The sequence below is a fragment of the Halanaerobium hydrogeniformans genome (assembly GCF_000166415.1).
Taxonomy (GTDB): Bacteria; Bacillota; Halanaerobiia; order Halanaerobiales; family Halanaerobiaceae; genus Halanaerobium; species Halanaerobium hydrogeniformans.
On sequence record NC_014654.1, the window covers coordinates 804312 to 816663 of the forward strand.

The window sequence follows — 12352 nt, forward strand, 5'->3', positions numbered from 1 at the left end:
CCCAACTAAACTATAGTTGCTGTTTAGTTGGGCTTAATCTTTATCTTATGTCAAACATAATTTTTAATATGGTGGATAATCTCTGTATTCTATTGGTATATCTGAATTAAATTCATGAATTGTTATTTCTCGAGGGTCTTTAGGGTTTTGATAAATTTGTTCAAATTGATTATTTCTTATAGTATTAGCAAGATAATTTTCTCTGTATTTATTTGCTACATTTGTTTTTGTACCTATAGCTGGTAATCTTGTTTCTGATATTAGGCTCATGTGAGCAATATTTGGGTTGAAATATGTCAACATATCAATGAATGGATTGAAATCAGGATTACCATATTCATCAATATTTATTTCATGGATTACCCCTAATGAATTTCCTTCATAATAAGTTTGACCATTTTCTGGTGAAGAATAAACTTCTTGTTCCATAATATAGGGGAGGCCATCAAATACATAATATTTATTATTATGTTTTATATAATTAATTAGATGGCCACCTCGTCTATCACCTAAAATATAACTATTGCTATACCAAATTGTCCCAACTTCATCATAATTATCTTCAAGTAAATAGGTTATTAAATTAGCCATACCAGCACAATTAGCATGATTTTTTTCTATTGTATATTCAGCAGGAGCTGGAAACTGCCATGAGATTAAATAATTGCGATATTCTTCCATTGTCGTTTTATTTCCCGAACTAAGCTGCATATCAGATATTTGAATATATGCCAGTGCTTCGTATAAGGTTGTAATTTCATTTCTTAATTCTTCAGGCTTACCTTTAAGTGCTTTAAGTTCATCTAAAGTTTTTATCGGATAACCCAGTCTGTTTGATGGTACCCAGTGCATTTGACCTGTTTCAGGATGATAATTTGTCAAATCAACCCTATAATTTGCTTTGACCCTTAATTGTCTTGTGTTAAAATCAGCTTCATCATAATTGTTTATTATCTCTTGATTAAAATCTTGAATAATTTTTTCTGCATTTTTATTTTGCATATCATGACTATCGAAATAATTTTCTACAAATTCTATTGTTATATTTTTTTCTTCTATCATATGTATAATCTCATTAATTAGATTATTTCTTTGAACAGTATTTAAGTTAGGTACTCTATTGATGCCCATTGTTAACTGAATTCTAAAGCTCCTGGGTATTTCTATTTCGTTTTGGCTGGCAGACACTTGCCCAAAAAACATAAAAGCAATTAAGATTGTTAGAGAAAAAACTAAAATATATTTTTGAAATAGATGTTTTTCTTTCATATTATCATCCCCTTTAAGAATATATTCACGATAAAGTAAATTTTTCCTTTTTTTATTTAATTTATAAGTAAATATTTAACTTTTATGATTAATTTTGTTACAGATATCAATAAAGCTTTAGATAAGCTGAGAAAACAGGAATAATAATTAGCTTTCAAAACATTTTTTAAAGAACAAAAAAGATTTATTTTATTAGTGAAAACTTGAACAAAGTCTAATTTTAGTGTATAATTAACTCAAATTTAATATTTGAGCTGCCGGGTTAGTTAAATTTTACTAAGCTGTCTCCAAGGATATAATAATTAAGCACTTCCTGAATTTAAGGGGTTTAGCCTAAAAATCAGGGGAGGGGATCTTTTTATGCCTAATTTTACCCTGCCTATTTTTGGCAGGTTTTTTGTTTTTAAAATATTTTTATGAGGTGAATTTAATGAAAAAAAGAATTGGTGTTGTTGGTATTGTAGTAGAACAGCGAGAAAAGGTAGGGGACAGGATTAATAGTATTTTAAGCAAACATGTTGAAATTATTATTGGTAGGATGGGTATTCCTTCTGCAGAACATAATTTATCGATGATTTCTTTAATTGTAGAAGGTACTCCAGATGAGATCGGTGCTCTTACCGGTCAATTGGGTAATCTTAAAGGTGTAAATTTAAAATCAGCCTTAACTTCTGTAGAAATAGAAGAGGAAGGAGAATAAATGAGTAAGCAGATAAATTATTTTAAAGAGGATTTTGGTGAAGATTATAGAACAGAAGTCTGTGATTATATAACAGACGGTAAAATAGAGTCAATATTAGATTCTGCTAAAAAGCCTGACAAAAAAGAAATTGAAAGAATTATTGCTAAAGCTTTAAAAATAAATGGAATTACCCCCCAGGAAGCAGCAGCTTTACTGCAGGTTGAAGATGAAGAGATGATCAATCAATTTTTAAATGCAGCCAAAAAGGTCAAAGAGAAAATTTATGGTAAACGACTTGTTATCTTTGCCCCTTTATATTTTGCCAATCAATGTGTTAATGACTGTCTTTACTGTGGTTTCAGAAAAGGGAATAAGGATATAGCAAGAAAAAAATTAAGTCAAAAAGAGATTATAAATGAAGTTGAAGCTTTAGAAAGAGAAGGCCATAAAAGGCTTTTGGTTTTAACCGGTGAGGCACCAAATACAGATTTAGACTATGTAGTTGAAAGTATTAAAACTGCCTATTCTGTAAAAACTGAAAATGGAGGAGAAATAAGAAGAATTAATGCTGAAATTGCTCCTTTAAGTACAGAGGACTTCAAAAAATTAAAAGAATCAGAGATTGGAACCTATACCTGTTTTCAGGAAACATATAATAGAAAGGCTTATGCTGAGCTTCATCCATCTGGCCCCAAAAGTAATTTTGAATGGAGGCTTTCAGTGATGGATAGGGCCCAAGAAGCCGGAATTGATGATCTCGGAATTGGAGCTTTATTTGGTCTCTATGATTATAAATTTGATGTAATCGGCCTGCTCTTACATGCAGAATATCTTGACAAAAAATATGGAGTTGGTCCCCATACTATTTCGGTTCCCCGCTTAAATCCTGCCAGTGGTAGTCCTTTAACTGAAGTTCCGTATCCGCTTTCTGATGCTGATTTTCGCAAACTGGTAGCTGTGTTAAGACTGGCAGTTCCTTATACAGGCATGATTTTAAGCACCAGAGAAAGCACTGAAATGAGAAATGAGCTCTTTGCCCATGGTGTTTCTCAGATAAGTGCTGGTTCAAGAACAACTCCAGGTGGTTATGAAAAAAAAGAAAAAAACAAAGAAGAACTGGCCCAGTTTTCACTCCATGATTTAAGGCCTATTGATGAGATAATTACCGGTATAGCCAAAGATGGTTATATACCTAGTTTTTGTACTGCCTGTTACAGATTAGGAAGAACAGGAAAGGACTTTATGGATCTGGCTAAACCTGGTAAAATCCAGGAATTTTGCCGTCCTAATGCAATGTTGACCTTTAAAGAATATCTTGAAGATTATGGAACGGAAAGCAGCATCAATCATGGAACTCAGTGTATAAGTAATCTAATGGAAGAACTGAAAAAAGATAATTCTAAATTAGCAGCAAATATTGCTCAAAAACTTGAGGCGATTGCTGATGGTGAACATGACCTTTACCTATAATTTTAAAGAGGTGTTGTAATGAAAAATAAAAAAATAAAAGAGCTGGTTGATAAAGCAGCTGCTGAAGCTAATTTAAGTAAAAAAGAAATAATATATTTATTAGAACAGGATTTTTCTAAACTTGATTATTTAATAAAAAAAGCTGATCAAAAACGCAAAGAATTATTTGGAGATGAAGTCCATTTAAGAGCTATCATAGAAATTTCTAGTTACTGCAAACAAAACTGCCATTATTGTGGGCTTCGCAAAGACAACAGTGAGTTAGAGCGCTATCAGCTTGAGAAGGAAGAAATCATAACTGCAGCCAATCAGGCTGCTGAGCTGGGTTATAAGACCATTGTTATTCAGTCAGGAGAAGACGATTATCCAGCTCAAAAAATAGCGGAAATTATAAGAGAAATAAAACATAATAATGATATTGCTGTAACACTTAGTCTGGGTGAACGTGATTTTGGAGTCTATAAACTCTGGAAAGAAGCTGGGGCAGATCGCTATCTTTTAAAACATGAAACAGCAGATAAAAAACTTTATCAAAAATATCATCCCGGAATGAGTTTTGAAAATAGAATTGAAAGTTTAAAGTATTTAAAATATCTAGGTTATCAAACAGGTAGTGGGGTAATTATTGGTCTGCCGGGCCAAAATGCAGAAACCCTGGCTGAGGATTTATCACTATTAAAAGAACTTGATGTTGATATGGTCGGTTCTGGTCCTTTTATCCCTCATCAAAACACACCTTTAAAAAACAGCAGGCAGGGAACTTTAGAAATGACCTTAAAATTTAATGCATTAAGCCGCTTATTATTGCAGTTGACCCATATTCCTGCTACAACAGCTTTAGGTACTATAGATGATTTTGGCAGACAAAAAGCCCTTCAGGCTGGAGCAAATGTTGTGATGCCTAATGTTACAGATAGCAAATACCGTCGTAAATATGAAATCTATCCAGCTAAAATTTGTATTGAAGAACAAGCAGCTGACTGCAGACAGTGTATAGGTGGAATTATTAATTCTCTAGGACGTTTTGTAAGTACAGAGCGGGGAGATAGTCGAAAAATTAAAACTGGCTGATTAAAGCCAGTTTTTTTGCTAAATATTTAATTTTTATCACTTTCATTTTTCTCGCTTTCGTCTTCTTCGCTTTCACATTGGCTTGTTTTATCTTTATCATTATAGCTTGTACTCATATTTAAGGCTTTATTTGTTGAAGCAAAATATTCTTTTTCGGGTTGGAAGATATTTTCCTCTCCAATTTTTTCTGCAATGCCTAATCTTCTTAGTATTTTAATGATTGTTTTATTAACTCCGGTTAAGATCACCTCTGAGCCTCCAGCTTGAACTTTATCTATAAATTCTTCTAAGACTCTAATGATCGTAATATCTATTCTACAGACATTGCGGAGTCTAATTATATAATCGGTATCTTTAGTATAAAATTCTTCCAGCTGTTTTTTGAGGTCATCAGCAGCACTAAAATGAACTGCTCCTTTAAGATCAATTACTCTTGCTTGTTTGCTTTCAATTTTTGATTTATCACTATCTTCATGTTCGACATGGTGGAGATGGTAACCTTTATCACTCTCTTTTTTATCATAATAGAGCATATCTATATCAGCTTTTTTGGAAATCTGCAGTACTACTACAAGTGAGACAAAAACTCCAAAATAAATTGCCTGATCAAGATTTGGCAGGATAACAGTTGCTAAAAAAGTTGACCAAAAGATTATTGCATCTCCCTTTGTTGTTTTCATATTTTTTATTATTTCTTTAATATCAACAATAGAGATTGCAGCTGCAATAACCAATCCAGCTAGAACAGGAACTGGAACGAATGAGATTAAAGGTCTTAAAAAGACGATAAAGATTATTATTGATAGGGCACAGAAAAACTGTGATATCCTATTTTTAGCTCCAGCAGTTAAATTGGCAAAAGTATTTGAAAAAGAAGCAGAAATAGCAAAACCACTGAAAAAGGAGATTATCATATTGGTAAGTCCCTGGCTTCTAAACTCCCTTTTGAAATTTGCAGTTTCTTCTGTTTTTAAGGAAACTGCCTGTAAAACAGCCATGGTCTGAATTAAACCAAGTAAGGCGATAGAAAAAGCAGTTGTATAAACTTCACCTATTATCCCCCAATCAAAATTAACAATATTAAAATCAATAATCCGACGGGGTATTTCACCAATCACAGGCACATAATTATTTAAACCACTTAAACTTGTAATAATTGTCATAATGATAACTGATAACAGATATTCAGGCAAATTTTCTTTTAATTTAGGTAGTATATAGATAAGGGCTATAGTAATAGTGCCAATTATTATGCTTAAATAATTTATTTCTGAGAGATTCGATATAAACTGCCAGCTTTTTGTCAAAACATTGTTCCCATATACAGTGACACCGGTAAAATTTTCTATCTGACTGAATAGGATTAAAACTGCAGCCCCATGGGTTAAAGCTACTACCACCGGATGTGAAACATATTTAACCAGCTCACTTAAATTTAAACTGACAAGCAAAAACTGAAATAAACCGATCAAAAAGGTGGTTAAAAATATTACTTCCAGATAATTATCTCCCTGAAAATTGCTTAAACTACTGTAAAGTGCTACAGCCATCATATTTGTAGGACCAACGATCATATATTTAGAGACATTAAAGATAGAAGCACTTAACATCGAAAAAATCGAAGCATATATACCATAAATTGGATTAACACCAACAATTAAAGCATAAGCCATATTTTGTGGAAGTGCAATCGTGGCCGTTGTTAAACCACTAATCATGTCAGGTTTTAAGCTATCAATTTTTTTTCTTAAATCATCCATCACATCCACCTCCCGGCCTTTGAAAAATCTTTGCTTATAGTTTAAAAGCTATACTGTTAAGATTCAATAATAATCTAGAAATATCCTCTATTTTTTGTTAAAATATAAATAAATGGTTTTAAGAATTGCTAGGAGGGAGATAATGTTTAATCTTAAGAATAAGGTGTTATTTGTTTTATTAATAATCTTAATTTTAAGCAGTTTATTTTCTGCTAATATATTGGCCCAGGATATAAATTTTGAAAATAATGGAGAACTGGCTGAACCAGAAAGTCAATTAAATGCCAGTATAATTTTTATAATGCTATTAATAGCTGTATTAGTAACTTTATTTATCTGGGAGCCCATGCCGATAAGTATGCTCGCGGTTTTGGTTCCTATTGCCCTGGCCTTTTTTATCAATTTAAGTAATATGACCGTTGAGGAAGCACTCTCAGGTTTTGGTAATTCTGCTACAATTACAGTTATGTCGATGTTCGTTTTTAGTGCAGGTATTCAGCGAAGTGGAGCTGTACAGCTTTTAGGTGATAAAATTTCTAAAATAACGGGTAGTAATCCCAGAAGGCAAATTGCCTTAATTTCTGCTCTGACAGGTTCAACTTCAGGCTTTATCAATAATACCCCGGTGGTTGCTGCCTTGATTCCCATGGTAAGAGAATTAGGGAGAAAAACTAAAGTTTCTCCTTCAAAATTATTGATTCCTCTTTCCTATACAGCGATGTTAGGTGGAACAGTAACTTTAATCGGTACTTCAACCAATCTTCTGGCCAGTGAGGTTTCTGATAGGATTATCGGCCATCCTTTCCATCTTTTTGAGTTTACAGGTCTGGGGATTATAGTTTTGTTTATCGGAGTTTTTTATCTTTTAACTATCGGATATAAGTTGATACCAGCTCGCCTTGATGTAGAATCCAACTTAACTGATGAATATGAAATGCGGGATTATTTAACAGAAGTTTTAATAGGAGAAGATTGTGTTTATGTGGGAAAAAGTGTTGCTGAAATTGAAGCAGATAAAGAACTTGATTATGATATTATTAGAATAATTAGAAATGGCAAGCAGTTTATGGAACCTTTAAATGCCAAAACTATTAGACCAGGTGATCATCTAATTATTAGAGCTAAACAGGAAACTCTGCTCGAACTTGTCAAAAATAAGGGTATGACCACAATGGCTGAGCTTATAGTAAATGGTAAATCTATTGAACAGCCATTAAAAGGTGAGATCTTAGTTGAAATAGTTGTCCCTGCTCACTCGCTTATGGTGAATAAAACCATGGAGGAAATCAACCTCCTACAGCGATATGACTGTAATGTTCTGGCTTTAAGACGTGGGGAAGAAATAACCCATCAAAAAATGACAGATTACCGCTTTAAGGCAGGAGACTTGATTTTAATGCTGGTTACTGAAAATACCTTAGAAAGAATGAGGGCTAACAGTAACTTTATAATTGATAGAGAATATGATCCTAACTTTTTTGACCGCAAAAAAATGTATATATCTATTGCTATTTTAGCTTATTTTATAATTACCGTGGCTTTTAATCTGCTTCCCGTTGCAATTGCAGCTTTAAGTGGAGCTTTTATGATGGTTCTTAGTGGTTGTATAAATAAAAAGGAGTTTTTTAGTGCCATAGACTGGGAGGTATATTTTCTATTATCAGGTTTGATCCCGATGGGGCTGGCAATAGAAAAATCAGGTACAGCTTCTTATCTGGCAGCCCAGATCTTAAATCTATCTTCATTAATGCCACCAATTTTTATTATGATGTTAATCTATTTAATCACATCATTGATGGCAAATATTATCGGTAATAATGCCAGTGTGCTTTTAATGTTACCGATTGCGATTGGGACAGCTCAGCAGTTGGGTGTAAATCCTTTCGCTTTTGTTTTAACCACAACCTTTGCTGCCAGTGCTGCCTTTGCAAGTCCTGTTGGATATCAGACAAATCTGATGGTTTACAGTTCAGGAGGTTTCAAATTTAAAGATTTTATTGTTGTCGGGGCACCATTACAGTTGATTTTGACTGTAGTTGTCCCTTTATTGATAAGATTGTTTTGGGGATTCTAAATCAAAAAAATATCTAAAGAATATTCAACCTGGAATGGTATTAAAATTAATATTATTCCAGGTTTTTAAGTTATTAAATAAATATATTTAATTTTTTTATTAAATTAATCAATTTTATTAAAAATATATTTACAAATATTAATTTTTAGTTTATAATATTAAATATAGAGAGGGGTGAAAGAGATGAGTTATCCAATTCCTGATCAATGCCCTAGCTGTGAAGCTAAATTATCTGTAAGAGAATTAAAATGTCAAAGCTGTCAGACCAGAATAATCGGTGATTTTTATCTTGACGAAATTTTTCAGTTAAATTATGAACAACAGCAATTTTTGAAAATTTTTATTAAAACCAGGGGCAATATTAAAAGTATGGAAAAAGAGCTGGAGATGTCTTATCCTACTGTTAGAAATAAACTTAATGAGCTTATCAAAAGTCTTGGCTATGAAGATGAACTGTTAGAAGAAGACCAGGAAGAAAAAAGAAAAGAAATTTTGGATATGTTAGAAGCTGGTGAAATTGAAGCTGCAGAGGCAGCCCAAAAATTAAAAGAACTTTAAAGAGCTAAGAAATTAAAACTAAGGGGATGAATTAAATGAATCAAGAAAGAATGAGAATTTTAAAAATGCTGCAGGAAGGCCAAATTAATGCTGAAGAAGCAGAAGAACTGTTAAGTGCTTTAGCTGATGTTGATTCAACTTCTCAAATCGAAAAAAAAGGCAGTAAAACTGAAGCTCAAAAGAAAAATAAAAAACATCTGAGAATTATTGTTAATGAAAAAGGAAAAGAAAAGGTCAATATTGCGCTACCACTGGGGATAGCAAAAACTATGCTGAACTTTGTTCCAGGATCAGCTAAAGCAAAACTGGCTGAAAATGAGATCAATTTAGATGCTTTAAGTCAAAGTTTTGAAGATCTCTCAGAGGAGAAAGAAATATTAAGGGTTGATGATGACGATGAAACCGTAATCATCAGAGTTGAGTAAAATTGTTAAATGTTTTATTTGATTTACGAAATTTTATGTTATATAATACAGGTAGAAAGAAATTAATAATAATTACTAAAAAATAAAAACTGGGGAGTCCGAACTGGAGGCTGAGAGGATGAATTTATTCATCGACCCATTGACCTGATCCTGGTAATGCAGGCGTAGGCATTAATAATTTTTAAAATCCTTAAACCCTCCGGTTCGTAATCCACACCAGGAGGGTTTTTACTATGGAAAGCAAATTTTCTACTCGGATGTTAGCAGAAATTGGAGTTGCCGTCGCCTTAGCTGTAGTGTTGAATTTTTTTAAACTCTGGAGAATGCCCCAGGGTGGTTCGATTAGTTTAGAAATGCTGCCGATTTTAGTTGTTGCTTTTCGCTGGGGTTTTGGTGCAGGTGCTTTTAGTGGTCTTAGCTATGGTTTATTACAGTTGATGTTTGGAGCCTATATTATTCATCCCGTGCAGCTGATAATGGATTATCCGCTGCCATATATGTTACTGGGTATTGCTGGCTATTTTACAATCAGAAAAGATGGAGTAATTAAGCCGCTTAATGTTCTGGTAGCTGTTGTTGTTGCCGGGGGAGCAAGGTTGATAACTCACATTTTATCAGGAGTTATTTTCTTTTCACAATATGCTCCAGAAGGTCAAAATGTCTGGGCATATTCTACAATCTATAATGCAAGCTTTTTAATTCCAACTTTAATTATTAACTATATTGTTATTTTGATCTTGTTGAAAAGTTTAAACACATTAGACACTTAAAAAATTAAAAACAAATATTCACTAACACAGGGGAGCCATCTGGCTGAGAAAAGTTCTTACTTTAACCCTTTGAACCTGATCTGGATAATACCAGCGGAGGGAGATGTGCATTTTAAAAGTATCTAAAATATTTTGATATTTTTATAAAAGGCACAGTTCCTGACTCTGGGGCTGTGTTTTTTTGTTTATTAATTAATATTTTTAGAAAAGAAAGGATGATGGAAATGAAAAATAGAAATTTAACTTTTTCAGCATTGTTGATTGCTTTAGGAACTATTACAGGTCATATAATTTATATACCGGTTGGAGTTGCCAGAGCTTTTCCGGTTCAACATTTAATCAATGTTTTATCTGCGGTTTTATTGGGACCTGCCTATGCTGTCTGGAATGCCTTTGCTATTTCTCTACTCAGAAATCTTTTAGGAACGGGTTCACTACTTGCTTTTCCCGGTAGTATTGTTGGAGCCTTTTTAGCCGCTTTATTTTTCAAACTGAGAAAAAGTAATTTCTCAGCAGTGTTGGGAGAAGTAATTGGCACAGGGATTTTAGGTGCCCTGGCAGCTTATCCGATCGCAAATTATTTAATGGGAAGTGGTTCAGCAGTATTTTTCTTTGTTATCCCATTTTCAGTTAGCTCTATCGGAGGTGCACTTATAGCCTATTTCTTTTTAGAGATTGTTGCAGAAACAGAATTGTTTACCGGTTTAATAGATAGTGATTTTTAGATAAACGAAAAATTAAATTGAAATCAAAATATTTCTCAAGGAGCGATAAAAATGAAAAAAGTTTTAACTATTGCTGGTTCTGATTCCGGTGGTGGAGCTGGAATACAGGCTGATTTAAAAACAATGACTGCTCATGGAGTTTATGGTGCATCTGTGATTACTGCAGTGACAGCCCAAAATACCCTGGGTGTACAGGCGGTTGAAACATTAAATAAAGACTTCGTGGCTGCTCAGCTTGATTCTGTGCTGAGTGATATAGATTTTGATGCTCTTAAAACTGGAATGCTGGCTACAAAAGAGCTGGTAGAAATTACAGCTCAAAAAATTGAAGAATATGAGCTAAAAAATCTGGTTGTTGATCCGGTTATGGTTGCTACCAGTGGTGATTTGCTGCTGGCAGAAAATGCTGTAGAAAGTTATAAAGAGCTGCTTTTTCCTCTAGCTGATTTGATAACCCCTAATTTAATGGAGGCTAAGGTTTTAGCAGGAATAGACAAAGAAGCTGAGGTTGAAGCGGAATTTCTAGCGAAAAAGCTCCATAGTTTTGGCAGTAAATATGTTTTAATTAAAGGTGGTCACTTTAGTAATACTGTTCAGCAAAGCAAAAAAGCTGTTGATCTGCTTTATGATGGCAGCAGCTTTGTAAAATTTGAGGCTGATTATATTGAGACCAATGATACCCATGGTACAGGCTGTACATTATCTGCAGCTATAGCGAGCAATCTGGCCCTTGGTTATAGCATGGAAAAAGCGGTAGAAAAAGCCAAAATATATTTAACTAAAGCCATAGCTGAAGGAGAAAAAATTGGTATGGGTAACAGTCCTCTCAATCATATCTATCAGCTCGATCTTAAAAGAGAATCAATACGAGGCTAGTTTAAAGGAGGAAAAAATGAAGGATACAAACTGGAGCTTATATTTAATAACTGAAGAAAACCTTTCTCAGGGAAGAACGAGCCTTGAAGTTGTAAAAAAGGCTGTAGCAGGTGGAGTTGATGCTGTACAACTTCGTGATAAGTCATTATCGGTCAGGGAGAGGTATTCGCTGGGTTTAAAATTAAAAGAGTTTACCGCTTCTAGAGGGGTAAAACTAATCATAAATGATAGGGTGGATCTGGCCCAGGCCTTAGATGCAGATGGTGTTCATTTAGGTCAGGATGATCTACCTTTAAAGGAAGCAAGGGCCATCCTGGGACCAGACAAAATTATTGGGATCACTGCCACAGAATTAAAAGCAGCCCAAAAAGCAGAAAAAGAGGGAGCAGATTATCTGGGGGTGGGCTCAGTTTTTAAAAGCAATTCTAAAAAAGTAGCCGCTTTTAAAGCTGGAATAGGAACTGCAGGTATCAATAAACTGAGAAAAGAATTGTCTCTGCCAATAACTGCAATCGGTGGTATTCAAACAGCTAATGCCGCTGAGGTTATTAAAGCTGGTGCTGACAATATTGCTGTCATTTCTGCATTAAGCCAGGCAGAAGATATACAAAAATCTGCTCAAGAATTCAGAAAGATAATAGTCAAAGCTAAAAAAGAAAGGGAAGTTTAAGC

Annotated in this window: 12 protein-coding genes and 2 riboswitches; of the genes, 10 read left to right on the forward strand and 2 right to left on the reverse strand. The window is 33.8% G+C overall.

What is annotated here, in order from left to right; genetic code table 11:
* Nucleotides 1-63 precede the first annotated feature (63 nt).
* Nucleotides 64-1269: a hypothetical protein gene (locus HALSA_RS03560; RefSeq protein WP_013405247.1), complete on the reverse strand. Its 1206-nt coding sequence runs from the start codon at nucleotides 1267-1269 to the stop codon at nucleotides 64-66.
* Between the two features lie 430 nt (nucleotides 1270-1699).
* Here HALSA_RS03560 and HALSA_RS03565 point away from each other — a divergent pair, with 430 nt between their 5' ends.
* The 3 genes from HALSA_RS03565 to hydE are packed head-to-tail and all read left to right on the forward strand — an operon-like array spanning nucleotide 1700 to nucleotide 4492.
* Nucleotides 1700-1969 (forward strand): TM1266 family iron-only hydrogenase system putative regulator, encoded by a 270-nt coding sequence (locus HALSA_RS03565; protein ID WP_013405248.1) that lies wholly within the window; start codon nucleotides 1700-1702, stop codon nucleotides 1967-1969.
* Nucleotides 1970-3421 (forward strand): [FeFe] hydrogenase H-cluster radical SAM maturase HydG, encoded by a 1452-nt coding sequence (gene hydG / locus HALSA_RS03570; protein ID WP_013405249.1) that lies wholly within the window; start codon nucleotides 1970-1972, stop codon nucleotides 3419-3421.
* Nucleotides 3422-3439: 18 nt separating this feature from the next.
* Nucleotides 3440-4492, forward strand: a complete 1053-nt coding sequence (hydE, locus tag HALSA_RS03575; RefSeq protein ID WP_013405250.1) for a [FeFe] hydrogenase H-cluster radical SAM maturase HydE — start codon at nucleotides 3440-3442, stop codon at nucleotides 4490-4492.
* A 26-nt stretch (nucleotides 4493-4518) separates the two neighbouring features.
* Here hydE and HALSA_RS03580 read toward each other — a convergent pair whose 3' ends face one another.
* Complete coding sequence (locus HALSA_RS03580) at nucleotides 4519-6252, reverse strand: SulP family inorganic anion transporter (RefSeq protein ID WP_041595782.1); 1734 nt, start codon at nucleotides 6250-6252, stop codon at nucleotides 4519-4521.
* Nucleotides 6253-6394: 142 nt separating this feature from the next.
* Between HALSA_RS03580 and HALSA_RS03585 the strand changes: the two genes are divergently transcribed.
* The 7 genes from HALSA_RS03585 to thiE all read left to right on the forward strand — a co-directional run bounded on the left by HALSA_RS03585 (nucleotide 6395) and on the right by thiE (nucleotide 12350).
* Complete coding sequence (locus HALSA_RS03585; protein WP_013405252.1) at nucleotides 6395-8326, forward strand: SLC13 family permease; 1932 nt, start codon at nucleotides 6395-6397, stop codon at nucleotides 8324-8326.
* Nucleotides 8327-8509: 183 nt separating this feature from the next.
* Nucleotides 8510-8884, forward strand: a complete 375-nt coding sequence (locus HALSA_RS03590; RefSeq protein ID WP_013405253.1) for a DUF2089 domain-containing protein — start codon at nucleotides 8510-8512, stop codon at nucleotides 8882-8884.
* A gap of 35 nt (nucleotides 8885-8919) precedes the next feature.
* Nucleotides 8920-9309, forward strand: a complete 390-nt coding sequence (locus HALSA_RS03595) for an SHOCT-like domain-containing protein (protein ID WP_013405254.1) — start codon at nucleotides 8920-8922, stop codon at nucleotides 9307-9309.
* Between the two features lie 80 nt (nucleotides 9310-9389).
* A riboswitch (TPP riboswitch) is annotated at nucleotides 9390-9497 on the forward strand.
* Nucleotides 9498-9542: 45 nt separating this feature from the next.
* Nucleotides 9543-10079, forward strand: a complete 537-nt coding sequence (thiT, locus tag HALSA_RS03600; protein ID WP_013405255.1) for an energy-coupled thiamine transporter ThiT — start codon at nucleotides 9543-9545, stop codon at nucleotides 10077-10079.
* Nucleotides 10080-10097: 18 nt separating this feature from the next.
* Nucleotides 10098-10199: riboswitch (TPP riboswitch) on the forward strand.
* A gap of 104 nt (nucleotides 10200-10303) precedes the next feature.
* Nucleotides 10304-10804, forward strand: coding sequence for an energy coupling factor transporter S component ThiW (thiW, locus tag HALSA_RS03605; protein WP_013405256.1), 501 nt, complete (start codon nucleotides 10304-10306; stop codon nucleotides 10802-10804).
* A gap of 51 nt (nucleotides 10805-10855) precedes the next feature.
* Entirely contained in the window at nucleotides 10856-11680 is an 825-nt protein-coding gene (thiD, locus tag HALSA_RS03610) for a bifunctional hydroxymethylpyrimidine kinase/phosphomethylpyrimidine kinase (protein ID WP_013405257.1), read from the forward strand.
* A 16-nt stretch (nucleotides 11681-11696) separates the two neighbouring features.
* Complete coding sequence (gene thiE / locus HALSA_RS03615; RefSeq protein ID WP_013405258.1) at nucleotides 11697-12350, forward strand: thiamine phosphate synthase; 654 nt, start codon at nucleotides 11697-11699, stop codon at nucleotides 12348-12350.
* The last annotated feature ends 2 nt before the right edge of the window (nucleotides 12351-12352 follow it).